Genomic DNA, 23,758 nt, shown 5'->3' with positions numbered 1-23,758 from the left:
CCGCCGGGTTTTCCGAGCGAATGCACCCTCACAGGGGTGGCTCCATGCGTGCGATCGCCCGCAACGCGCGCGGGGTGAACCTGGACATGAGGTGGGCGCCCCGGGCCTCCGGTGTGACCGGCACGACCGCCTCGTTGCGCACGACCGCCCGAAGGATCGCGTCGGCGACCTTCTCCGGCGGGTAGTTGCGCAGGCCGTACAGCCGTGCCGACTTCTTCTGGCGCCGCTTCTCCTCCTCGGCGTCCACGCCCGCGAAGCGTGCCGTCGAGGTGATGTTGGTGTTGACGAAGCCGGGGCAGATCGCGCTCACTCCGATTCCCTGGCCCGCGAGTTCCGCGCGCAGGCACTCGCTGAGCATCAGCACGGCCGCCTTGGAGGTGCTGTAGGCGGGCAGCGCCTTGGACGGCTGGTACGCGGCCGCCGACGCGGTGTTGACGATGTGGCCGCCCTGTCCGCGCTCGGCCATCTGCCTGCCGAAGAGCCGACAGCCGTGGATCACGCCCCACAGGTTGACGTCGAGGACCTTCTTCCAGTCCTCCGGGCTGGTGTCGAAGAAGGAGCCGGACAGGCCGATCCCGGCGTTGTTCACCAGGACGTCCACGATGCCGTACTCGGTGGCGACCTTCTCGGCGAGCTTCTCCATGGCGTGTTCGTCGGAGACGTCGGCCGTCTCCGCCCAGGCTTCGGGGGCGCCGACCAGGCGGGACAGCTCGGCAGTTCGCGCGGCGGCCTCGGCGTCCCGGTCGACGGCCACCACGCGTGCGCCGGCCTCCGCGAAGGCGAACGCCGTGGCCCGCCCGATGCCGCTTCCCGCTCCAGTGACCAGGACGAGTTGCCCGCCGAAGCGCTCGGCGTGTCTGCCGGTGGCCGTCACCCTGTTCTTTCCTCCTTCGGTGGCGGTCACGAACTCGGTGATCCAGGCGGCCAGTTGATCGGGCCGGGTGCGCGGTATCCAGTGCTTGGCGGGGAGTGTGCGACGGGTCAACTGCGGGACCCATCGCTCCAGTTCGTCGTAGAGCTTCTCCGACAGGAACGCGTCACCCAGGGGCGTGATGAGCTGCACGGGCGCGTGCGCGTAGGCGTCCGGGCGAGGTCTGCGCAGTCTGGCCCGGACGTTGTCCCGGTACAGCCAGGCGCCGTGCGCCGCGTCGGTGGGGAGTGAGGGGGTCGGGTAGTCGCCGCCGGGCACCTTCTCGAAGCGCTCCAGGATGCGCGGCCAGCGCTTGCCGAGCGGTCCGCGCCAGGCCAGTTCGGGCAGTACGGGCGTGTGCAGCAGGTACACGTACCAGGACTTGGCGCCCTGGCCGAGGAGCTGGCCGACACGGCGCGGGGTGGGCCGTTTGACGCGCTTGTCGATCCAGTGCCCGAAGTGGTCGAGGGACGGACCGGACATCGAGGTGAAGGACGCGATGCGGCCCTCGGTGCGCTTGACGGTGACGAACTCCCAGGACTGCACCGAGCCCCAGTCGTGGCCCACGACGTGTACCGGCCGGTCCGGGCTGACGGCGTCGATCACTGCCAGGAAGTCGTCGGTGAGCTTCTCCAGGGTGAACCCGCCGCGCAGTGGCTGCGGGGCCGTCGACCGGCCGTGTCCCCGGACGTCGTAGAGGACGACATGGAAGCGTTCGGCGAGCCGCGAGGCGACCTCGGACCACACTTCCTTGCTGTCGGGGTATCCGTGCACGAGGACCACCGTCGGTTGCCCGGAGTCCCCGAGTTCGGCCACGCACAGTTCCACGCCGCCGGTCCGTACCCGGCGCTCCCGTGCGCCCTTCAGCACCGACTGGGAAAAGTTCGTCACTTGTCCTCCGCCCAGCGCCGCACGTGCGGCAGATCGTCGTCCAGCCAGAAGGCGCTCTGCTCGGGGTCCTCGGAGTCGGTGACGACCAGGATCTCCTCGAACTTCGCGCCCGTACCCCGGAAGCCGAGATGGGGTTCGACCGCCCACAGGCCCGGCTGGGGCGGGTGGTCGGAGAAGCGGTACGGCGACCACAGCGGGGACCAGCCGTCGCGGTGGCCGTGCAACGCGTCGGAGGCGAGCCCCTTCAGGGACTGGGTGCCGAACCCGAACAGATGCGGTGACCAGCGGCGCTGCTTCACGCGGTCGACCTTGTGCGCGATCACACCGAAGGGGTAGGCGCGGTGCCGGTTGGCGTAGCCCTGGCGGACCATGAGGCGGTCCACGTCCTCGTAGATCGCCCGCAGCGGGCGCCGCTCGCGCACCTCGCGCAGGATCAGCTCGCGGTGCGCCTCCAGGTCGGCCATGAGCTTGTCCTGGACGGGGTTGATCCCGAGGGAGCCCGAGTAGCCGATGTCGGCCGTGAAGCCGTCGTACACGGGAGCCATGTCGAGGATGAACGGCATCCCGGGCTCGAGCCGCCGGTCCGTCGGGAAGAACTGGAGCGGGACGCGGAAGTTCACGAACGCAGTGCGGTCGCCGAACCAGGCGAAGGGCAGATGGAACCAGTCCCGCACGCCCCGCTCACGCAGCCAGGCGCGCTGCATTCGAGCCGCCTCGCGCTCGGTCATCCCTGGCTGAAGCTGTGCGGCGACCGCTTCCGCGCACTCGTAGGCGAGGCGCTGCACCTGCCTGAATCCCCGCAGCTGCGCGGAGAGTTCGCCTGCCACTGCCGTCGTCATGCCACCGCCCACCTCGTCCACGCCGACTGCGGTACGTGCCCGTAACTTGACACTGGTGAATGTGACAGTTGTTAGAGGCTGCGTCAATAGGCGCGGTCGGGCCTGTGGATAACTCTGCGTAGCTCTCAGGTAGGGGAATCCCCTACGGACCCGTACGCCTGGAGTCTGATGCCAGTACAGCTCTGCGGTCTGACGACCGGCGTGGTCCGCGTCACTATCGTCGAAGGCGTGACTGTGATCGCGACCGAAAGCCTGAGCAAGCGGTTCCCCCGGGTGACCGCGCTTGACCGGCTCTCCGTCGACGTCGGGCCCGGGGTGACCGGACTCGTCGGAGCAAACGGAGCCGGCAAGTCCACACTGATCAAGATCCTGCTGGGTCTGTCCCCCGCCTCGGAGGGCCGCGCCGAAGTGCTCGGGCTCGACGTCGCGACCAAGGGCGCCGACATCCGCGAGCGGGTCGGCTACATGCCGGAGCACGACTGCCTGCCGCCCGATGTCTCGGCCACCGAGTTCGTCGTCCACATGGCGCGCATGTCCGGCCTGCCGCCCACGGCCGCGCGCGAGCGCACCGCGGACACGCTGCGCCATGTCGGTCTGTACGAGGAGCGCTACCGCCCCATCGGCGGCTACTCGACCGGTATGAAGCAGCGCGTCAAGCTGGCGCAGGCGCTGGTCCACGACCCGCAGCTGGTCTTCCTGGACGAGCCGACCAACGGCCTCGACCCGGTCGGCCGCGACGAGATGCTCGGCCTGATCCGCCGCATCCACACCGACTTCGGCATCTCGGTCCTGGTCACCTCGCACCTCCTGGGCGAGCTCGAGCGCACCTGTGACCACGTCGTCGTCATCGACGGCGGCAAGCTCCTGCGCTCCAGCTCCACCACGGACTTCACGCAGACCACGACCACCCTCGCGATCGAGGTCACCGACAGCGACGAGCACCCGGACGGCACGCGCGCGGTGCGCGAGACGCTGCACGCGCGCGGGGTGGACGTCGCCGACGGAAGCGACGGCCTGCCGGGTGCCGGGCACATCCTGCTGCTCACGGCGCAGGGCGAGGAGACGTACGACCTCGTACGCGACGTCGTCGCGGATCTCGGCCTCGGCCTGGTGCGCATGGAGCAGCGCAGGCACCACATCTCGGAGGTCTTCAACAGCGAGGCAGAGCGGAAGGAGGCGGTCGGCCATGGCAGTTGAGCATCCCGCGGCGGCTGCGCCGGGTGACCAGACCCGCATCCACAACATCGGATACCGCAGCTACGACGGCCCCCGTCTCGGCCGCTCCTACGCCACCCGCTCCCTGTACTCGCAGTCCCTGCGCGGCGCCTACGGCCTCGGCCGTTCGATCAAGTCCAAGGTGCTGCCGATGCTGCTGTTCGCGGTGATGTGCGTGCCGGCGGCCATCATGGTGGCCGTCGCCGTCGCCACCAAGGCGCACGCACTGCCGGTCGAGTACACGCGCTACGCGATCATCATGCAGTCCGTCATCTGCCTGTACGTCGCCTCGCAGGCCCCCCAGTCCGTCTCGCGCGACCTGCGCTTCAAGACCGTGCCGCTGTACTTCTCGCGGCCCATCGAGACCGCCGACTACGTGCGCGCGAAGTACGCGGCGCTGGCCTCGGCGATGTTCATCCTGACCGCGGCTCCGCTGATCGTGCTCTACGTGGGTGCGCTGCTGGCCAAGCTCGACTTCGCCGACCAGACCAAGGGATTCGCACAGGGACTCGTATCCGTGGCACTGCTCTCGCTGCTCTTCGCCGGCATCGGCCTGGTCATCGCGTCGGTCACCCCGCGCCGCGGCTTCGGCATCGCGGCCGTGATCGCCGTCCTGATCGTCTCCTACGGCGCCGTCTCGACGCTCCAGGCGATCGCCGATTCACAGGGCAGCACGAGCGCCATCCCCTGGATCGGTCTCTTCTCGCCGGTCACGCTCATCGACGGCGTGCAGTCCGCCTTCCTCGGCGCGACCCCGGCCCTCCCGGGGGGCCACGGGCCCTCGACCGGTCAGGGCGTGGTCTACGTCCTGCTCACCCTGGGCCTGATCGCCGCGAGCTACGGCCTCCTGATCCGCCGCTACAAGAAGGTGGGACTGTGACCACGCTCCAGATCGACCACGTCTCCCGCTGGTTCGGCAACGTGGTCGCCGTCAACGACATCACCATGACGATCGGCCCCGGCGTCACCGGCCTGCTCGGACCGAACGGCGCCGGAAAGTCCACCCTCATCAACATGATGGCCGGCTTCCTGGCCCCCTCCACCGGCACCGTCACGCTCGACGGGCAGCAGGTGTGGCGCAACGAGTCGATCTACCAGCACATCGGCATCGTCCCCGAACGCGAGGCGATGTACGACTTCCTCACCGGACGCGAATTCGTCGTGGCCAACGCCGAGTTGCATGGCCTGGGCGCCAAGGCCGCGCAGAAGGCGCTGGCCACGGTCGAGATGGAGTACGCACAGGACCGGAAGATCTCCACGTACTCCAAGGGCATGCGCCAGCGCGTGAAGATGGCGAGCGCCCTGGTCCACGACCCCTCGCTCCTCCTCCTGGACGAGCCGTTCAACGGCATGGACCCGCGCCAGCGCATGCAGCTCATGGACCTGCTGCGGCGCATGGGCGACGAGGGCCGCACCGTGCTGTTCTCGTCGCACATCCTCGAAGAGGTCGAGCAACTCGCCTGGCACATCGAGGTCGTCGTCGCCGGACGCCACGCGGCCAGCGGTGACTTCCGCAAGATCCGCCGCCTGATGACCGACCGCCCGCACCGCTACCTGGTGCGTTCCAGCGACGACCGCGCGCTTGCGGCCGCGCTGATCGCCGACCCGTCGACATCGGGCATCGAAGTCGATCTCGCCGAGGGCGCGTTGCGCATCCAGGCCGTCGACTTCGGCCGTTTCACGGCGCTGCTGCCGAAGGTCGCCCGCGACCAAGGCATCCGGCTGCTGACGGTCTCGCCGTCCGACGAGTCCCTAGAGTCCGTGTTCTCGTACCTGGTCGCGGCGTAGGAGGCCGAAAGATGTACGACCCCACAGTCGCCCGGCTCACCTACCGGGCCCTGCTCGGCCGTCGCCGGGCCCTCATCCTGGGCGCACTGCCCCTGCTGCTCATCGCGATCTCCGTCGTCGTCCGCGGCCTCGCAGGCGCCGACGACCAGACGGCCTCCGACCTGCTGGGCGGGCTCGCGCTCGCCACGATGGTGCCGCTCATCGGCGTCATCGCCGGCACGGGCGCGATCGGGCCGGAGATCGACGACGGCTCGGTGGTGTACCTGCTCTCCAAGCCGCTGAAGCGGCCGACGATCATCTTCACCAAGCTGATCGTGGCGATCGCGGTGACGATGGTGTTCTCCGCGCTGCCCACCCTCATCGCGGGCTTCATCCTCAATGGCAACGGGCAGCAGATCGCCGTCGCCTACACGGTCGCGGCCCTGGTCTCCTCCATCGCCTACGCGGCCCTGTTCCTCCTGCTGGGCACGGTGTCCCGGCACGCGGTGGTCTTCGGACTCGTGTACGCGCTCGTCTGGGAAGCCCTGTTCGGCTCCCTGGTGCCCGGCGCGCGCACGCTGAGCGTCCAGCAGTGGTCGCTGGCCGTCGCCCACAAGGTCGCCGGCGGCGACCTTGTCACCTCGGACGTCGGCCTGACGACGGCCACGGTCTTCCTGGTCGCGGTCACCGTCCTGGCCACCTGGTTCGCCGGGCAGAAGCTGCGCACGCTGACGCTCGCCGGTGAGGAGTGACAAGTCCTGCCCTTGACGGGGACTTCACCTCTGTCCGGGCAGACTGGGCAAATGGGGATGTACGGCTGAGCAACCTGGGGATGTACGGCTGAGAGGAACGGGAATGGCAGACGACTGGGACGAGCTGGTCCTGGACGAGGACTTCATACGGGGCGCCGAGACCTCCGAGCCGTCTGCCCGTGCCCGCATGCTCGCCGCACGCTGGCGCAACGAGGAGCCCGAGCCGCAGCCCTGGCGCTCCGACGAGCCGCCCGCGGGCTGGTTCTTCAGCAAGGGGCGGCGGCGCAAGTGGCGGCGCCGCTGATCCCCGTACGGCCGTTGTCCGGTCGTTTTATTCAGTGGCGTCCAACTCGTCCGACAGGCACAGTGGTTGTGTCCACACCGCCGGACGCCCGCACTTTCGGATGCTGCGCCGGCGCCACGTTCTGGGAGAGGAGCCGGGCGATGTCCATGCACGACAGTACGTCCAGCTCCCGACAGGGCAGCCCGCGGCGGGTTCCGGTGTAGTTACCCCACCGTCGAACCCGCTCCGCACGGGGAGCTGCCCGGGGCGGCCGCTTCGAGCACGCGATGTCGCTCTCGCGTGGGCCGCCTTCCCACGTCGCCCCCGCTGCAAGGGGGCACCCTCCGCTGGGGTGGCCGGGTCGGTCGCGCAACTCGGCGCTCACGAGGCGCCGCTGCGCCCACCCGTGCCGCCCCAGTGGCACGACTGCCCGCAGCTACGGACGTAAGACGTCGCTGCTACGACAGCAACCGCTCCAGCACCACCGCGATCCCGTCCTCCTCATTGGAGGACGTCACCTCGTCGGCCACTGCCTTCAGCTCCTCGTGGGCGTTGGCCATGGCCACGCCCCGCGCCGCCCAGGCGAACATCGGGATGTCGTTGGGCATGTCGCCGAAGGCGATCGTTTCCGCCGCCTTGATGCCCAGGCGGCGGGCCGCCAGCGACAGGCCCGTGGCCTTGGACAGACCCAGCGGCAGCAGCTCCACGATGCCCTCGCCCGCCATCGCGACCGTGACGAAGCCGCCCGCGGCCTCGCGTGCAGCCTCGGCGAGCTCGTCGTCGGACAGCTCCGGGTGCTGTATGTAGATCTTGTTCAGCGGGGCCGACCAGAGGTCCGACGCATCCGTGAACGGCGTCACGGGGAGCTCGCCGGTGAGCGCGTACCCCGGCCCCACCAGCACGTCCCCGTCCAGGCCGTCGCGGCTCGCCGCCAGGTGCAGCGGGCCGACCTCCGCCTCGATCTTGGCCAGGGCCACACCCGCCAGCTGCCGGTCCAACGTCACCGACGTCAGCAGGCGGTGCGCCCCGGCGTCGTAGACCTGCGCGCCCTGGCCGCAGACCGCGAGGCCCTGGTAGCCGAGGTCGTCGAGGATGTGCCGGGTCCAGGGGACCGCGCGGCCGGTGACGACGATGTGAGCGGCGCCCGCCTCGGTGGCCGAGGCGAGCGCGTCACGGGTGCGCTGCGAGACCGACTCGTCGGAGCGCAGGAGCGTTCCGTCGAGGTCGGTCGCGATGAGTCTGTACGGGAAGCCCCCGGTCACGGACGCCTCGCTCACTTGGCGACCGGCTCCAGGACCTCTCGGCCGCCCAGGAACGGGCGCAGCACCGGCGGCACATACACGGAGCCGTCGGCCTGCTGGTGGTTCTCCAGGATCGCCACGATCGTGCGCGGCACGGCGCACAGTGTGCCGTTGAGCGTCGCGAGCGGCTTGACCTGCTTGCCGTCACGGACGCGGATCGACAGGCGGCGGGACTGGAACTCGGTGCAGTCCGAGGTCGAGGTCAGCTCGCGGTACTTGCCCTGCGTCGGGATCCACGCCTCGCAGTCGAACTTGCGGGCCGCCGAGGAGCCCAGGTCGGCCGAGGCGACGTCGATCACGCGGAACGGCAGCTCCAGCGAGGTCAGCCACTCCTTCTCCCACTGCAGCAGACGCTGGTGCTCGGCCTCCGAGTCCTCCGGGGCGACGTAGGAGAACATCTCGACCTTGTCGAACTGGTGGACGCGGAAGATGCCCCGGGTGTCCTTGCCGTGCGAGCCGGCCTCACGGCGGAAGCAGGGCGAGAAGCCGGCGTAGCGCAGCGGCAGACGGTCGGCGTCGAGGATCTCGTCCATGTGGTACGCGGCGAGGGGGACCTCGGAGGTGCCGACCAGGTAGAGGTCGTCCTTGTCGAGGTGGTAGACGTCCTGGGCCGCCTGGCCGAGGAAGCCCGTGCCCGCCATCGACTGGGGGCGGACCAGGGCGGGCGTCAGCATCGGGGTGAAGCCCGCCGCGGTGGCTTGGGCGATCGCCGCGTTGACGAGCGCGAGTTCGAGCAGGGCGCCGACACCCGTCAGGAAGTAGAAGCGGGAGCCGGAGACCTTCGCGCCGCGCTCCACGTCGATCGCGCCGAGGAGCGTGCCGAGCTCCAGGTGGTCCTTGGGCTCGAAGCCCTCGGCGCCGAAGTCGCGGATCGTGCCGTGCGTCTCGAGGGTGACGAAGTCCTCCTCGCCGCCGACGGGCACCTCGGGGTGGACGAGGTTGCCGAGCTGGAGGAGCAGCTCCTGCGTCTCGGTGTCGGCGGCGTCGCGTTCGGCGTCGGCGGCCTTGACGTCGGCGGCGAGCTGGCTCGCCTTCTTCAGCAGCTCCGCCTTCTCGTCCGCGGAGGCCTTGGGGATGAGTCTGCCGAGCTGCTTCTGCTCGGCACGCAGCTCGTCGAAGCGGACGCCGGACGACCTGCGCCGCTCGTCGGCAGACAGGAGAGCGTCGACGAGCGCGACGTCCTCTCCACGGGCGCGCTGGGACGCGCGCACACGGTCGGGGTCCTCACGAAGCAGGCGAAGGTCAATCACGCGGTCAAGGCTACCGGTGCGGGGATACGGCCCACGACTCACCATTCCCAACAGTCGGCTATTGCGGCCTACGTTCCGTTATGAGCGAATTGCGCACAGTGTCAACAAAAGGCGTCTCACTCCCTGGAACGGGGCAGGCGGTTGGCGCCCGGTTGACTCGATTCCCTTGTGGGGAACGGGACTTGGGATTTGGTTGTCCACAGCAATCCACACCCTCCCAAGAGTTATCCACAGGCTGTGCGGAGGGTCTGTGGATTTCGGAATTGATCACTCCGAAACCGGTGGGTTACGCCGAGGAATCCTGCCCCAGACCCTGATTTACCACCACTTTCGAGTGGAAACGGGTCGCTCCAAAGGATTGCCTAAAGGAAACAGGTGGACGAACGGTGACATGCGAGCCGGTGGACGCGAGAGGGACTCACAGGCAGATTTGTCGACAGAGTCATGCTTCGGTGTCGACTTGTCCCCAGGTCGAGAAGCTCGCCTGTGGATAACTTCTGTGGATAACGAAAATCTGCAGGTAGGACCGGCCCGACGGGACCGGCTAGAAGCGGCCGTCCTGGCAGCGCGCGACCCAGTCCGACGCCGCGACGAACTCCTCGTCCGACGTCCCCTGGCGCGGTGCGCGCACCTCCTCGACGCCGATGTCCGCGCGCGGGTACGAGCCGAGGAAGCGCACTTCCAGGCAGATCCGCTTGAGCCCCATCAGGGTCTCGGCCACCCGGCGGTCGGAGATGTGGCCCTCGGCGTCGATGCAGAAGCAGTAGTTGCCGATGCCGGCACCGGTGGGCCGGGACTGCAGCAGCATCAGGTTGATGCCGCGGGTGGCGAACTCGCCCAGCAGGTCGCGCAGGCCGCCGGGGTGGTCGTCGCGCTGCCACAGCACCACGGACGTCTTGTCCGCGCCGGTGGGTGCGGCGGGCCGGGCGGGCCGGCCGACCAGCACGAACCGGGTCTGCGCGTTCTCGGCGTCGTGGATCCCGGTCTCCAGGGCTTCCAGGCCGTACCGGGCGGCCGCGAACTCGCCCGCGAAGGCGGCGTCGTACTGGCCCTCCTGGACCAGACGTGCCGCGTCCGCGTTCGATGCCGCCGACTCCCAGTGGGCGTCCGGGAGGTTGTTCTTCAGCCAGTTGCGCACCTGCGGCTGGGCGGCCGGGTGGGCGGAGACCGTCTTGATGTCGGAGAGCTTCGTACCCGGCCTGACCAGCAGCGCGAAGGTGATCGACAGCAGCACCTCGCGGTAGATCATCAGCGGGGCGCCCGCGACCAGCTCGTCGAGGGTGGTGGTGATGCCGCCCTCGACGGAGTTCTCGATCGGCACGAAGGCGGCCTCGGCCTCGCCGGCGCGGACGGCGTCCAGCGCGGACTGGACGGAAACGTACGGGATCAGCTCCCGGGTGGCCGCTTCGGGAAGGGTGCGCAGGGCGACTTCGGTGAAGGTGCCCTCGGGGCCGAGATACGCATAGCTCGCTGGCATGACCTCACCCTAATGGGCCTTATGCAAACGCGGCTCACCCCTCCAGCAGCCGCTGCCCCACGTATTCGCCCCGGGCTGCCCCGCCCGGTACCGCGAACAGGCCGCTCGCCTCGTGGCGGATGTACTTCGACAGGGCGTCGCCGCGGTCGAGCTTGCGCTGGATGGTGACGAAGCCGCGCAGCGGGTCGGCCTGCCAGCAGACGAAGAGGAGACCGGCATCGGGGACGCCGTCCGCGTCGAACCCGTCGTGGTACGAGAAGGGGCGGCGCAGGATCGCCGCACCGCCGTTCTGGTCGGGGCGGGAGATACGGGCGTGCGCGTTGCCGGGGACGACGTAGTTGCCCTGCGCGTCCGTCTTCTCCAGGTCCATCGCGGTCGTCTCGGTGCCCCCGGACAGGGGGGCTCCGTCGGACTTGCGGCGCCCGATGACGTTCTCCTGGGCCTTGAGGGAGAGCCTCTCCCAGTCGTCGAGGAGCATGCGGATGCGGCGTACGACGGCGTAGGAGCCGTTGGCCATCCAGGCGGGGTCGTTGGATCCCGAGGACGGCACGAAGATCCGCTTGTCGAAGTCGGACTCGGTGGGCTTGGGATTGCGGGTGCCGTCCAGCTGGCCCATGAGGTTGCGGGCCGTCATGGGATGGGCGGTGGCGCCCGGAGTGCGGTTGAAGCCGTTCATCTGCCAGCGGATGCGGGCCGCGCTGCCCGCGTCCTTCTGAATCGCACGCAAGGCGTGGAAGGCGACCAGGGCGTCGTCGGCGCCGATCTGCACCCACAGGTCGCCGTTGCTGCGGGCCTTGTCGAGGTGGTCGGAGGAGAAGTCCGGCAGGGGGTCGAGAGAGACGGGTCGCTGCTTCTCCAGGCCGGTGCGGGCGAAGAAGCTGTGGCCGAAGCCGAAGGTGATCGTCAGGGACGACGGGCCCGCGTCCCGCGCGACATCTGTGTCGTCGCTCGCTGCAGCCTCGCCCGCCATCAGCCGCTCGGCCGTCGCCGACCAGCGGCGCAGCAGTGCGGCAGCCTCCTTACGGCCCCCGCCTGCCGTCAGGTCGAAGGCGACGAGATGGCCACGGGCCTGGAGGCCCTCGGTGATGCCGGGCTGGTGTTTCACGTGAAACATCACCCGGTTGGAGCCGATTGAGCTGAGCGGGGTGGCCTCGGAGGGGGCGGCGGCGTACCCCACGGCGCCGCCGGCCGCGCCGAGCACGAGGCCGGTGGCGCCGGCGGTGCCGAGCAGCTTCCGTCGCGAAATGCCGTCCCTGGAGAGCGCGTTTTCGGGAGCGCCCTCCTCTGGAGCGGCGTCCGCAGCTGTGTCGGGAGCTGGGTCGGGAGTGCGGGCCTCTCGAATGGACTTGTCAGCCATGGTGCGATTCAGCCGATCTGAGCGTTCTTGGAGACGGTCACCTGGTCGATGTCGGAGGTGCGCACGGTCACGGCGACCTTCCAGTCGCCGGCCATGGGGATCTGCACGCCGTTGGTCGCCCAGTGTCCGGTGGCGATGTGGTCCGGGTTGACGGGCAGCGGCCCGATCTTCTTGGCCTCCAGGGTGAAGGCGACCTTCACCTCGGGGACGTCGAAGGCGCGTCCGTTCGGCCGCTGTACGTAGACGTGCATGTCGTTGCCGCCCACGCGCGCGGGGTCGAGGTCGACCGACACGATGCCCTTTCCGTCCGTGCCGCCCGTGTCGAAGGGCATGGTCAGGGTCAGCGCCCCGGACGACGAGTCCGCCGTCGAGGAGGCGGACGAGGACGACGAGGTGGCGGCCTTTGCCTCCTGTTCCGTGCGTCCCGGCTCCGTCTGGGTCAGCACGGTGGTGACGGCGAGCAGGACGACGGCGACGCCCGCCTCCGCGAGTACGGAGCGCCGTAGGCCGAACCGGTCGGGATCGGCGTCGCGCTGACGCTTCTGCCGTGCGGTGGCCATGGCGGCCTTCTGGCGGGCGAGTTGGGCGGCGCGCTCGGAGTCGGCGGGGGCTTCTGAGCCACCGGAGGCCCGGGTCTCGTCGGCCGTCTCGGACTCGTCGCGCTCCGCGGATTCCTCAGAGTCGGTGGCGGGCGCGGTGCCGCCGTCGGCCGTGGAGCCGTGAGCGGCCCTCGGTCCTGTGCCGGCCGAGGAGTCGGCGGATGCCGTCACCGCCTTCGCCGAGCCTGCTCCCGCCCGGGCGGCCGCCGGCTCCCGCCTGCCCAGGGCGTCGTCCTCCGACGTGTCCTGCTCCACCACTTCCTCGCGCGGCTGCATGACGGCGGTGTCCGACAGCCGTGCCGTCCACCGCCGGGAGATCCATGCGATGCCTACGAGCAGCGCCACGAGCCCGATCTTGACGAGCAGCAGCTGCCCGTACGCCGTGTCGGTGAACGCCGACCAGGAGCCGAGCTGGCGCCAGGACTGGTAGGTGCCGGTCGCGACGAGCGCGAGGACGCTGCCGAAGGCGACCCGGGAGAAGCGGCGTACTGCCCCGGCCTCGATCGGGGTGTCCGACCGGTACAGCGCCACGAGGAGTGCGCACAGGCCGCCCAGCCAGCCGGCCACGGCCAGCAGATGGACGATGTCGACGGGCATCGCGATGCCCGGCTGGAGCCCGGTGGAGGCGTGCTCCGCCATGGCCCAGCTCGCCGCGAGCCCGGCGGCCACCACGGATCCGCCGATCGCGAGCCCGAACGTCAGGTCCCGCTTCTCCTCGTCATCGCTTGAATCGGGCAGTCGGCGCGAAGCGTCGCCGTTCGGGGTGGTGGTGGGAGACGGGCGGGCATAGGCACCGAAGAGCACCGCGATGAACAGGGCCGCCGCGGCGAGCAGCAGCAGCCGGGAGACCAGTGCCGCGCCCGACTTGGTCTGCAGCACCTGCCCGAGCAGGCTCAGGTCGAAGATGGCGCCGACCTTGCCGGAGCTGGTGTAGGAGCCACGCAGGAGCAGCAGCAGGAGGGTGGCCGAGGTGAGTGCGAGCCACCCCGAGACCACGAGCCGCTGCAGCGCCCGTACGCCCGAACCGCGCCGCCAGCAGGCGAGGACGAAGACTGCGCCGCCGACCATGACGATGAAGCCGGCGTACGACACATAACGTCCGAAGCCGTACAGCCAGCCGACGATTCCGCCGCCCACCGCCCGGTCGGTGACCGAGACGGTGGTGGTGGAGGGGGCGCCGATGGAGAAGGTGAAGGCGCCGGCGACCGGATGGCTGTCCGCGGACACGACCTGCCAGGACACCGTGTAGGTGCCGTCCGGCAGCCCGCTGCGCAGCGGCACGGCGTACGACGTGCCGCTCACGTTGGACGGTTTGCCGGTGTCGACGCGCTTGCCCTTGGGGTCGAGGACGCGCAGCGAGTCGTCGGACGTGGCGACCTTCTCGGAGAAGGTGAGCGTGACCTGGCTGGGTGCCTTGTCGACCACCACCCCCTGCGCGGGGTCGCTGCCGGTCAGCGCGGCATGCGCGGAGGCGGGCCCGGCACCGGCGAGGAGCACGCCGAGGACGGCCACGAGCAGCAGCGCCAGGGTCCGCACACGGCGGGGGGTGATGGTCCGGATCACGATGGTCCCTCCCTCAGTGGCCGGTCGCGGGGTTGTACGTGGCCGACTTGACCGGCATCTCAACCTTGATCGGGCCGGACTTGGCGAAGTGCAGTTCGAGGGTCACTTTCTCGCCCTGCTTCGGCTTGCGCTTCAGGTTCTCGAACATCAGGTGGTTGCCGCCGCTCTTGAACACGAGTTGACCGTGTGCGGGGACATCCAGGGACTTGACCTCCTGCATGGACTGCCCGACGGTCTCGTGGACGGTGACACTGCCCGCGGTGTCGCTGGTCACGGAGGTCAGCTCGTCCTTGGTGCCGCCCTTGTTGGCGATGGTGAGGAAGCCCGCGGCCATGTCGGAGACGGGCTGGGGCATGTAGGAGGAGCTGACGGACAGTTCGGCCTTCGCGTCGTCGGAGCCGCCGCAGCCCGCCAGGGCCAGGGCGCCCGCTATCACCGCGGCGGGGGCGACGAGGTGCCTCACGGGTTCTCTCCCTTGATGAGCTTGGGGAGGTCCTTGGTGTAGTCGTCGACGGTGGTGTCCTCGCCGTAGAGGACGTAGCCGCCGTCGGTCTTCGGCGAGAACGCGATGACCTGGGTGCCGTGCACCGAGACCGTCTTGCCCGTCTTCTTGTCCTTGTGGGTCGGCTCGATGGAGATGCCGAGGGTGCGGGCGCCGGCCTGGATGGTGGCGAAGTCGCCGCTCAGACCCACGAACTGGGGGTCGATGCCCTTGAGCCACTTGCCGAGTTCGGCCGGGGTGTCACGCTGGGGGTCGGTGGTGACGAACACGACCCGCAGCTTGTCCTGCTCGGCCTTGGGCAGCTGCTTCTTGGCGACGGCGAGGTTGTTCATCGTCAGCGGGCAGATGTCGGGGCAGTGGGTGTAGCCGAAGTAGATCAGCGTCGGCCGGCCGGCGGTCTCCTTGCGGAAGTCGTACTTCTTGCCGTGCGTGTCGGTGAGGACCAGGTCCGGCTTCTCGAAGGGCTGGTCGAGAACGGTCGCGGCCTTGTGCGAGGTGTCCTCGGAGACCACGGCGACGGGCGAGTTGCTGTCGTCACCGCTGCCGCAGGCGGAGAGGGTCAGGGTGGCGGCGGCGAGCAGCGCGGCCGCGGCGAACGTCTTCTTGCGCATACGAAAATGTCCCAGATGTGAGAGATCCGGTGTGCACCGGGGCTGTACGACCCCCCGGTGCACAACACGGAAGAACGGGCCTCAGGCGTCGCTGCGACGACGTCCGGCGAGCACGCCGTACGCCACGCCCAGCGCGCCGACGACGATCCCCACGACAGCGAGCACGCGCGCGGTGGTGTCGCTGTCGTCGGAGGCGGCGGAGGCGTCGGCGGCGGTGTTCGCGGTGGTCTTGGACTCGTCGGAGGCGTCCTCGGCGGTCGAGCCGTGCGAGTGGCCGTCCTTGGAGGCGGCGGACAGGGCGAGCACGGGGGCCGGGTTCTGGGGCTCCTCCGCGCCGTCCTTCTGCACCTCGATCCAGCGCACGACCTCGTTGTCGGAGTACGTCTGGAGGGCCTTGAAGGTCAGGTCGTCGGCGTCCTCGGGCAGGGCGCCGACGGAGACCGGGAACTTCTCGAAGTAGCCGGGTTCGATGCCCTTGCCGTCGGCGGTCCAGGTGATCTTGGAGACGGCCTCGCTGATCTTCTCGCCGTGCACCTCGAGCGGCTTGGCGAGCTTGGACTTGGTGACCTTGATGTTCCAGCCGTCCATCGGCTCCGGCATGGCGGAGGCCAGCGGGTGGTCGGTCGGGAAGCTCACCTCGAGCTTGGTGGTCGAGGCGTCGTCGCGCTCGTTGGGGACCTTGAAGTCGACGACCGCGTAACCGCCCTTGGCGGCCGTGCCCTCGGGCTGCACGGTGACGTGAGCGAACGCGGGCGCGGACAGAACGACGACGGCACAGGCGGCGAGGGCGCCGGTGGCGGCGAGACGGGAAGCCTTCATGAACGGATGCACTCCACTTCGGGTTTCGAGTGAGTTCCGGTGGTCGGAGAGACACGTGCGCCTGGATGTCGGAAAGGCGGGCACGCGCGTGTGCCGCACGACGGCGGCCCCGACCCCACGGTTGTGGAGTGGTGGTCGCGTCGTGTCAGGCGGCGAGGACGAGGGCCGCGGCCGGCGGGCCGCGCCTGATCACCGTGTGCTGGAGTGCGGTGGTACGGGGCTTCGGCGGTGCGAGCAGCGCGGTGCGCGGCGGTCGCGGGCCCGCCTCGGGTGCGGCCGGGAGCCCGGCACGCAGGGCGCGCACCAGCGCGAGCGCCGCGCGCAGGGACCGTACGAATGCGCCGTCGGCCATGGAGTGGGCCGAGAGTTCCAGGAGCCGCAGCAGCGCCAGGTCACCGCGGCGCAGCAGCCAGCCGGCGGCGATCGCCGCGAGGACGTGGCTGAGCAGCATCGGCAGGGACGGCAGCAGCGAGGCCGGCGAACCGGTGCCGGACAGGGCGTCCGCCGGGTGGTGCATGGAGCTCATGTCCATGCTCATGGCGGTGTCCGGGGAGAGCCGGGCGTCGGCGAGAAGCTTGCGGGCCTGGGCGGGGCTGATCGCCGCGGTCGCCGTCCCGCACACGAGCCGCGCCGCCCGCTCCACCAGTGAGGCGTCGGACGTCGGCGCCATGGAGGACATCGACATCGCGCCCGAGGAGACCGTCTGCTGCCCCAGCCCGAACAGCGTGTGCAGCACGGTCTGTCCGGCTGCGAGCAGGGCCGCGGTCCCGGTCAGCGAGCGCACGCGCCCGGCGAGCGGTGCCGCGACTAGAACGGCCCCCAGGAACCCCGCGCCCAGCGTCCACAGCGGAACCGTGGCGCAGGAGGCGAGGGTGTGACCGCCCGCGGCCAGCACGACGCAGACCGCGGCGAACACCGCGGCCCGCAGTATCCGGAGATCGTTTCCGGAGCGCGCCGTGCGCTGGTGGGGGGCAGTCATGGCGGGCTCATCATCGCACTGGCCCCATGACCGCCATGCGGCAGGTCCACAAGGTTCCCTGCCGACCGGAAGATCACTTTCTGCTACGACCGGCCCGCACATACACCGATTCCGTTTCGGACGCATCGCCCATATGGGCGGCATCACGTCAACTCCGTGCTTACGCACGGGTGCGCGCGGCAATAACAAACGGTATGTCGAGCCGCGGCCTGGAGGCTGGAGCATGAGCATCTGGTGGTCACTCCACTTGCGGCGGGAAGCTGCGAGCGTTCCGCTCGCCCGACGCCTGCTGCTCGGCACGATGGAGACGGCGGGCGTCGACCCCGACATCTCCTACGACCTCTCCGTCGCCCTCACCGAGGCCTGCGCGAACGCCGTCGAGCACGGCGGGGGCACGGTCCACGGAGCCCCCTCGGAGGCGTACCGGGTCACCGCCTACCTCGACGGCGAGAAGTGCCGTATCGAAGTCACCGACTCCGGCCCGGGGTTCGCCTTCTCCTCGACCCCACGCCCCGCCCGCACCGACGCCGAGCACGGCCGGGGCCTCGGGCTGATCCGGGAGCTGGCCGACCACGTCCACATCGGCCACAAGCCGGGGCGTGCGGGCACGGTGGTGAGCTTCGACAAGATCCTCAAGTGGCGGGACGACTCACCGCTGATGGCGGTGTGAGGGGCGGCCCTCAGCATTCGCAGCTGGTCCTTGTCGGCGCCCCACGTCCCTGGGAACTGCTGTACACGGCGGGTCGCCCGGCCTGCGGCATGTGCAGGCGGGCGCCCGCGGAGTCCTGGAGGCGGGCGGTACGGCGGCGGGCCGCGAAGCCCTGTCCGCCCTCGACGCCGATCTGCACGCGCGCGCGTGGAGCTCTCGGGGGAGTGCGGGCCTCCTGGGGGTGCGCTGTTCCTGGACTCGCTGCCCGTCGGCACGCGCGCACGCCCCAGATGGCCCGGAGGCTCCCTCAGGCCCCCTCCAGCACCTTGCCCAGGACTTCCAGCGCCTCGGGATACGCCCGCTCCCGAGGCGTCCCGTACCCGACGACGAGCCCCTGCGGGCGCCCCTCGCCGGGCGTGTGCCAGTGGTCTCCCAGGTGCCCGACGGCCAGGCCTTCCGCCTCGGCCCGCTTCAGTGCCGCTTCCTCGTCGGCGACCTCCACGAGCGCGTGCAGCCCGGCGGCGATCCCGCGCACGTCGTGCTTTCCGCCGAGCCGGTCCAGGAGCTGGTCCCTGCGTCTGCGGTATCTGAGCCGGCACGCGCGCACGTGCCGGTCGTAGGCGTGGCTGTCGATGAGTTCGGCGAGCGCCAACTGGCCGATGGACTCGGTGTGGTGGTCGCTGTGCAGCTTGGCGTCGGCGACCGCGTCGACCAGGTGCGGCGGCAGCACCATCCAGCCGAGCCGCAGCGCGGGCCCGAGCGTCTTGGAGGCCGTACCGAGGTAGACGACCCGCCCCGGCGCCATCCCCTGGAGCGCACCCACGGGCTGCCGGTCGTAGCGGAACTCCCCGTCGTAGTCGTCCTCGACGATCAGCCCGCCACGCGCGCGTGCCCAGTCCGTGAGCGCCCGCCGCCGCTCGGGGTGCAGCGTCACACCGGTCGGGTACTGATGGGCCGGTGTGACGACAACGGCCTTGAGGTCCTCCAACTCCTGTGCGCATACGCCCCGTTCGTCGACCCGCACCGGCACCACGCGTCCCCCGTTGCGCCGGACCACCTCGCGGTGGAACGGCAGCCCCGGGTCCTCCATGGCGATCTCGGCACCGTCCAGCACGCGCGTGAGCAGCGCCAGGCCCTGCACATACCCGGAGGTGATCACGATCCGCTCGGGCGGCGCGATGACCCCCCGGGCCCGCCCGAGATACCCCGACAGCGCGGTCCGCAGCTCGATACGGCCGCGCGGATCCCCGTAGTCGTACGCCAGCAGCGGCGCCGTCGCGATGGCCCGCCGCAGCGCCCGCAGCCAGGCCGCCGCCGGGAACGCCCCGACGTCCGGACTGCCGGGCCGCAGATCAAAACGCGGGGTACGCGCGCGTGCGGCCGCCTCCGGCGCATCCGCGTCCAGGGAGGGCAACGAGGCCACCTGGGTACCGGACCCCTGCCGGGCCGTCAGATACCCCTCGGCGACCAGCTGGTCGTAGGCGGCCTTCGCGGTCCCCCGCGAGACGCCGAGTTCGGTGGCGAGCCGCCGGGTGGCGGGCAGCCGCGTCCCGGGCGCCAGCCGTCCGTCCCGCACGGCGTCCCGAAGAGCCCGCTCGAGCCCGACCCGCCGCCCGTCGCCGGAATCGGGCTCAAGATGCAGGTCGACTCCGACACCGGACCAGAAGTCGTCCACGACGACGCTCCCCCCAGGTTGGTGAATCCAGGCACGTCAATGGCCGGGCACCCCACTGGTACCCGGCCATCCGTCTCGTATCAGCTCTTGAGCGAGGCCATCCAGGCCTCGACCTCGTCGGACCGGCGCGGCAGCCCGTCCGACAGGTTCCGGTTGCCGTCCGCCGTCACCAGGATGTCGTCCTCGATCCGCACCCCGATCCCCCGGTACTCCTCCGGCACCGTCAGGTCGTCGGCCTGGAAGTACAGCCCCGGCTCGACCGTGAGCACCATCCCGGGCTCCAGCGTCCCGTCGACGTACGACTCCACGCGCGCGGCAGCACAGTCGTGCACGTCCATGCCGAGCATGTGCCCGGTGCCGTGCAGCGTCCACCGCCGCTGCAGCCCGAGCTCCAGCACCCGCTCCACGGGCCCCTCCACGAGCCCCCACTCGACGAGCCGCTCGGTGAGCACGCGCTGCGCGGCGTCGTGGAAGTCGCGGTACTTGCCGCCCGGCTTCACCGCCGCGATACCGGCCTCCTGGGCGTCGTACACGGCGTCGTAGATCTTCTTCTGGATCTCGGTGAAGTGCCCGTTGATCGGGAGGGTGCGCGTGACGTCGGCCGTGTAGTACGTGTGCGTCTCGACGCCGGCGTCCAGGAGCAGCAGGTCGCCCGAGCGCACCGGCCCGTCGTTGCGAACCCAGTGCAGCGTGCAGGCGTGCGGCCCGGCGGCGGCGATGGTGCCGTAGCCGACGTCGTTGCCCTCCACGCGCGCGCGGAGGAAGAACGTGCCCTCGATGTAGCGCTCGGAGGTCGCCTCGGCCTTGTCCAGAACGCGTACGACGTCCTCGAAGCCGCGGACCGTCGAGTCGACGGCCTTCTGCAGCTCGCCGATCTCGAACTCGTCCTTGACCAGCCGCGCCTCGGAGAGGAAGACCCGCAGCTCCTCGTCGCGCTCGGCGGTGACCTTGTCGGTCAGCGCGGCCTCGATCCCGGCGTCGTACCCGCGCACGACCCGGACCGGTCCGGTGGCCTCACGCAGCGCGTCGGCCAGTTCACGCACGTCGGAGGCGGGGATGCCGTACAGCTTCGCCGCCTCGGTGAGCGAGTGCCGGCGGCCGACCCACAGCTCGCCCTGGCCGGAGAGCCAGAACTCGCCGTTCTCCCGGTCGGAGCGCGGCAGGAGGTAGATCGTCTCCTGGTGGCCGTCCGCGGTCGGCTCCAGCACCAGGACGCCGTCCTCGGTCTGGTTGCCGGTGAGGTACGCGTACTCGACGGACGCCCGGAAGGCGTACTCCGTGTCGTTCGAACGGGTCTTCAGGTTGCCCGCCGGGATGACCAGACGCTCGCCCGGGAAACGCGCCGACAGCGCGGCGCGCCGCGCGGCGGTCTCCGCGGCCTGGGCGATCGGCTCCAGGTCATGCAGCTCCGTGTCGGCCCAGCCGGACTTCATGCTCTCGGCCAGCTCGTCGGACACGCCCGGGTACAGGCCGTTCTTCCGCTGCTTGATCGGCTCTTCGGACTCAGCTTCCGGGGTCGCCGGCGTGAGCTCGTCTGCCACGGTCATCCTCCTCGATACGGCACTGGACCCCCTCCATCGTACGGTCGTACGGAAGGGGGCCCAGGGCAGGAAGACCTGTTACGGACGTTACGGACGGCTACTCGAAGCGAGCCGCCAGCAGCACCACGTCCTCATCACTCTCCGCCGCGTCCAGCCCGTCCGGCAGCACCGTCCGCAGCACATGGTCGGCGATCGCGTCCGGGTCGTGCCTGAGCGCCCTGGGCACACCGGCCGCCGCCGCGTGCAGGCGCGCGAAGGCACGGTCGGTGGCGTCGCCGGTGCGGTGCAGCAGACCGTCGGTGTAGAGCAGCACCGTCTCGCCGCGCTCCGCCTGGAACTCCATGCTCGGCGCCTCCCAGCAGGCGAGCATGCCGAGCGGCGCGGACACGGACGTCTCCACGAACTCGGTGCGCCGCTCACCGACCAGCAGCGGCGGACAGTGCCCGGCACCGGCCAGCGTGATCTTGCGCAGGGAGGGCTCGCAGTAGGCGAACAGGGCGGTGGCGGAGCGGGCGGGCTCGGTGAGGCGCAGCAGCAGCTCCAGGTCGGACAGGACCGCCACCGGGTCCTCGCCCTCCATCACGGCGTACGCGCGCAGGGACGCCCGCAGCCGCCCCATCGCGGCGACCGCGCTCGGCCCGGAACCGGTGACCGAGCCCACCGCGAGACCCAGCGCGGCGTCGGGCAGCGGCAGCGCGTCGAACCAGTCGCCGCCGCCGCGCGGGCCGGTGCGGTGGCGGGCGGCGAGCTGGACGCCGGCCACCCGGGGGAGCCGGGACGGCAGCAGTTCCTCGGCCATCGTCGTCATGCACGCGCGCGTGCGTTCCACCTCCACCAGCCGGGCCAGGTGCTCGCCGGCGTAACGGGCGTAGAGGCCGACGAGATGGCGCTGCCGTTCGAGCGGTTCGGCGGGCTCGTCGTAGAGCCACACGGCGGCGCCGAGACGGCCCGACCGCTCACCGGCCAGGGGAAGCGCATAGCAGGCGGCATAGCCGAGACGGGCGGCCACCTCGCGATGCCGGGGGTCGAGCCCGTCCTCGGCGAAGAGGTCCGGCTGGGCGATCTCGCCGTCCCCGCCCGGCAGTCCCTCGAGGATGCGGCCGTACGACATGGCACTGCGCGGCACCGTCTCGATGTGCCCGAGGTCGGCGCGGGCGAGGCCGAGACCGATCGTGGTGTCCGGCCCGAGGCCGTCGACCGGTTCCAGTACGACAAGACCGCGCCGGGCGCCGACGAGGGCGGCTCCGGCGCGCAGCAGTTCCGTCAGGGCGTCCGCGAGTGAGTCCGTGCGGTTCAGGCGTTCGGTGAGTTCATGGAGGGTCGTGAGGTCCGAGACCCAGCCGGCCAACCGGTCGGTGAGCAGCGCCCCCGGGGGGTTGGGCGGAGGGACCGGAGAGGTACCCGAGGCTGCGGGCGCGGGCGCGACAGTGTGTGCGGGCGACGGAACCGTTGAATCGATTCCGGCCACTTTCGAAGGGTGCGGGGCGTTCATGGCGTCCGGCTTCCCGACCGGTGCGTATTGCTCAAAAGCATCGCAAACCCCCATGTCATTCTGCGCCGCTAGCAGTGTCTCCACATGTACACGCACTCGTAAGGGGATGTCCAGCATTGTCCTGCCGGGATTCCTGGTGTCCATGGGCACCGAGTGATCCCCTTGCCTAAAAGCAAATTTGGCTTAAAACTGACTCGGGTAACGGGGTATTGCGGTCGACTGGGCTTGCTCGACGGAGCGTCACAGCGGTCGTGATGGGTACGTACTCGGAGAAGGCCAGGGGTGGTGGACCGCCACCCGGAACCTGGTGACCGACTCCGGGCGTCTTAGCCACCGACGACCGAGCCCCATCCTCCCGTGGCGGAGGCGAAGAGAAATACGCGGGACGGCAAAACGCCAGACTTCGCCACCCCCACGCCACGCCCATGCTTCTGATGGACGCAGCATGGACGAGGCTGCCGCGGATGCAGTCAACGTTCGGCCCATAGGGGTTCCCCTTGCCCGGGGCAGGGGTGTGATGCGCCAACAGGTACGCACAGTGAAGTGATCGACACATGGTGTGATGTGGCCCACGGTGTTGCCAGCGGTGCAACGGAAAGGAACGAGCGCTCATGCGCGAGATCCTCGGAAGGCGACGCAGGCTCCTGTCCAAGCGCAGCGACGGAAGGCCTGAGTTGATCAGCGCGGCCCTGACCTTCGCGACGGAATGGCAGTGGCCCGTACTCCCGGGTGTGGCGGCGGACCCGCAGGCGCGTTCCCGCTGCGGCTGCCCCGACGCGGAGTGCACGGTGCCCGGCGCGCATCCCTTCGACCCCGGCCTCCTCGCGGCCACCACCGATGCCCGCATGGTGCGCTGGTGGTGGAGCAACCGCCCGGCCGCGCCCGTCATCCTGGCCACCGGCGGCAAGGCCCCCTGCGCGGTGAGCATGCCGGCCCTCGCCGCCTCGCACGCCCTCACCGCACTCGACCGCATGGGCATGCGCCTCGGCCCGGTCGTCGCCTCGCCGAGCCGCTGGGCGATCCTCGTGAAGCCGTACACCATGGAGCAGTTGGGCGAGCTCCTCTACGCCAAGGACTTCGTCCCCGGCTCCCTCCGCTTCCACGGCGAGGGCGGCTATGTCGCCCTGCCCCCGTCCGAGACCGGCGAGGGCGAGATCCGCTGGGAGCGTGCGCCCCTGCCCGGCTCCGCCTCCCCCTGGGTCCCCGATGTCGAGGCCGTGGTGGACGCCGCCGTCGAGGCCCTCACTCGTACGGGTGTGAGCGCGCCCGAGTTGTAGGGGTGTCCG

The 23,758-nt window shown here is 70.4% G+C and carries 21 protein-coding genes; 7 read left to right on the top strand and 14 right to left on the bottom strand.

The window, feature by feature from the left end:
* Window positions 1–28 precede the first annotated feature (28 nt).
* Both ACWDAG_RS15360 and ACWDAG_RS15355 read right to left on the bottom strand, forming a co-directional pair.
* Entirely contained in the window at window positions 29–1,801 is a 1,773-nt protein-coding gene (locus tag ACWDAG_RS15360; RefSeq protein ID WP_450696085.1) for an SDR family oxidoreductase, read from the bottom strand.
* Window positions 1,798–2,640 (bottom strand): M24 family metallopeptidase, encoded by an 843-nt coding sequence (locus ACWDAG_RS15355; protein WP_450696084.1) that lies wholly within the window; start codon window positions 2,638–2,640, stop codon window positions 1,798–1,800. The genes ACWDAG_RS15360 and ACWDAG_RS15355 overlap by 4 nt, the downstream gene beginning before the upstream one ends.
* A gap of 234 nt (window positions 2,641–2,874) precedes the next feature.
* Here ACWDAG_RS15355 and ACWDAG_RS15350 point away from each other — a divergent pair, with 234 nt between their 5' ends.
* The 5 genes from ACWDAG_RS15350 to ACWDAG_RS15330 all read left to right on the top strand — a co-directional run bounded on the left by ACWDAG_RS15350 (window position 2,875) and on the right by ACWDAG_RS15330 (window position 6,678).
* The gene (locus ACWDAG_RS15350) at window positions 2,875–3,837 is read left to right on the top strand and encodes an ABC transporter ATP-binding protein (protein ID WP_450696325.1); all 963 of its coding nucleotides are present in this window, start codon (window positions 2,875–2,877) and stop codon (window positions 3,835–3,837) included.
* On the top strand, window positions 3,827–4,735 hold the full coding sequence (locus ACWDAG_RS15345; RefSeq protein WP_450696083.1) for an ABC transporter permease: 909 nt from the start codon (window positions 3,827–3,829) through the stop codon (window positions 4,733–4,735). Before ACWDAG_RS15350 ends, ACWDAG_RS15345 begins: the two co-directional genes overlap by 11 nt.
* Window positions 4,732–5,643, top strand: a complete 912-nt coding sequence (locus tag ACWDAG_RS15340; protein ID WP_450696082.1) for an ABC transporter ATP-binding protein — start codon at window positions 4,732–4,734, stop codon at window positions 5,641–5,643. The genes ACWDAG_RS15345 and ACWDAG_RS15340 overlap by 4 nt, the downstream gene beginning before the upstream one ends.
* 11 nt (window positions 5,644–5,654) lie before the next feature.
* Complete coding sequence (locus tag ACWDAG_RS15335; RefSeq protein WP_450696081.1) at window positions 5,655–6,374, top strand: ABC transporter permease subunit; 720 nt, start codon at window positions 5,655–5,657, stop codon at window positions 6,372–6,374.
* A 103-nt stretch (window positions 6,375–6,477) separates the two neighbouring features.
* On the top strand, window positions 6,478–6,678 hold the full coding sequence (locus tag ACWDAG_RS15330) for an SGM_3592 family protein (protein ID WP_450696080.1): 201 nt from the start codon (window positions 6,478–6,480) through the stop codon (window positions 6,676–6,678).
* Between the two features lie 437 nt (window positions 6,679–7,115).
* Here ACWDAG_RS15330 and ACWDAG_RS15325 read toward each other — a convergent pair whose 3' ends face one another.
* The 9 genes from ACWDAG_RS15325 to ACWDAG_RS15285 form a co-directional block, all read right to left on the bottom strand.
* Entirely contained in the window at window positions 7,116–7,919 is an 804-nt protein-coding gene (locus ACWDAG_RS15325; RefSeq protein ID WP_450696324.1) for an HAD family hydrolase, read from the bottom strand.
* An 11-nt stretch (window positions 7,920–7,930) separates the two neighbouring features.
* On the bottom strand, window positions 7,931–9,208 hold the full coding sequence (gene serS, locus ACWDAG_RS15320; protein ID WP_450696079.1) for a serine--tRNA ligase: 1,278 nt from the start codon (window positions 9,206–9,208) through the stop codon (window positions 7,931–7,933).
* Between the two features lie 544 nt (window positions 9,209–9,752).
* On the bottom strand, window positions 9,753–10,685 hold the full coding sequence (pheA, locus tag ACWDAG_RS15315; protein ID WP_450696078.1) for a prephenate dehydratase: 933 nt from the start codon (window positions 10,683–10,685) through the stop codon (window positions 9,753–9,755).
* A gap of 34 nt (window positions 10,686–10,719) precedes the next feature.
* Complete coding sequence (gene efeB, locus ACWDAG_RS15310) at window positions 10,720–12,042, bottom strand: iron uptake transporter deferrochelatase/peroxidase subunit (RefSeq protein ID WP_450696077.1); 1,323 nt, start codon at window positions 12,040–12,042, stop codon at window positions 10,720–10,722.
* Between the two features lie 8 nt (window positions 12,043–12,050).
* The gene (locus ACWDAG_RS15305) at window positions 12,051–14,204 is read right to left on the bottom strand and encodes a copper resistance CopC/CopD family protein (protein WP_450696076.1); all 2,154 of its coding nucleotides are present in this window, start codon (window positions 14,202–14,204) and stop codon (window positions 12,051–12,053) included.
* A gap of 13 nt (window positions 14,205–14,217) precedes the next feature.
* The gene (locus ACWDAG_RS15300) at window positions 14,218–14,667 is read right to left on the bottom strand and encodes a copper chaperone PCu(A)C (RefSeq protein ID WP_450696075.1); all 450 of its coding nucleotides are present in this window, start codon (window positions 14,665–14,667) and stop codon (window positions 14,218–14,220) included.
* Window positions 14,664–15,317: an SCO family protein gene (locus ACWDAG_RS15295; RefSeq protein WP_450696074.1), complete on the bottom strand. Its 654-nt coding sequence runs from the start codon at window positions 15,315–15,317 to the stop codon at window positions 14,664–14,666. Before ACWDAG_RS15295 ends, ACWDAG_RS15300 begins: the two co-directional genes overlap by 4 nt.
* A gap of 81 nt (window positions 15,318–15,398) precedes the next feature.
* Window positions 15,399–16,136, bottom strand: a complete 738-nt coding sequence (locus ACWDAG_RS15290; RefSeq protein ID WP_450696073.1) for a YcnI family copper-binding membrane protein — start codon at window positions 16,134–16,136, stop codon at window positions 15,399–15,401.
* A 145-nt stretch (window positions 16,137–16,281) separates the two neighbouring features.
* Window positions 16,282–17,115: a hypothetical protein gene (locus ACWDAG_RS15285; protein ID WP_450696072.1), complete on the bottom strand. Its 834-nt coding sequence runs from the start codon at window positions 17,113–17,115 to the stop codon at window positions 16,282–16,284.
* A 223-nt stretch (window positions 17,116–17,338) separates the two neighbouring features.
* On the opposite strand from ACWDAG_RS15285, the gene ACWDAG_RS15280 reads away from it, so the two are divergent.
* The gene (locus ACWDAG_RS15280) at window positions 17,339–17,785 is read left to right on the top strand and encodes an ATP-binding protein (RefSeq protein WP_450696071.1); all 447 of its coding nucleotides are present in this window, start codon (window positions 17,339–17,341) and stop codon (window positions 17,783–17,785) included.
* A 286-nt stretch (window positions 17,786–18,071) separates the two neighbouring features.
* Here ACWDAG_RS15280 and pdxR read toward each other — a convergent pair whose 3' ends face one another.
* The 3 genes from pdxR to ACWDAG_RS15265 all read right to left on the bottom strand — a co-directional run bounded on the left by pdxR (window position 18,072) and on the right by ACWDAG_RS15265 (window position 22,589).
* The gene (pdxR, locus tag ACWDAG_RS15275) at window positions 18,072–19,439 is read right to left on the bottom strand and encodes a MocR-like pyridoxine biosynthesis transcription factor PdxR (RefSeq protein ID WP_450696070.1); all 1,368 of its coding nucleotides are present in this window, start codon (window positions 19,437–19,439) and stop codon (window positions 18,072–18,074) included.
* Window positions 19,440–19,519: 80 nt separating this feature from the next.
* Entirely contained in the window at window positions 19,520–20,986 is a 1,467-nt protein-coding gene (locus tag ACWDAG_RS15270) for an aminopeptidase P family protein (protein WP_450696069.1), read from the bottom strand.
* Window positions 20,987–21,077: 91 nt separating this feature from the next.
* A complete protein-coding gene (locus ACWDAG_RS15265) occupies window positions 21,078–22,589 on the bottom strand; it encodes a PP2C family protein-serine/threonine phosphatase (RefSeq protein WP_450696323.1) in 1,512 nt (503 codons plus the stop codon).
* A 494-nt stretch (window positions 22,590–23,083) separates the two neighbouring features.
* On the opposite strand from ACWDAG_RS15265, the gene ACWDAG_RS15260 reads away from it, so the two are divergent.
* Window positions 23,084–23,749, top strand: coding sequence for a bifunctional DNA primase/polymerase (locus ACWDAG_RS15260; RefSeq protein WP_123966169.1), 666 nt, complete (start codon window positions 23,084–23,086; stop codon window positions 23,747–23,749).
* The last annotated feature ends 9 nt before the right edge of the window (window positions 23,750–23,758 follow it).

Source organism: Streptomyces sp. NPDC001157, from assembly GCF_053598255.1.
The sequence above is the reverse complement of the archived record's forward strand: the minus strand, read 5'-3'. Positions and strand labels throughout refer to the sequence as shown.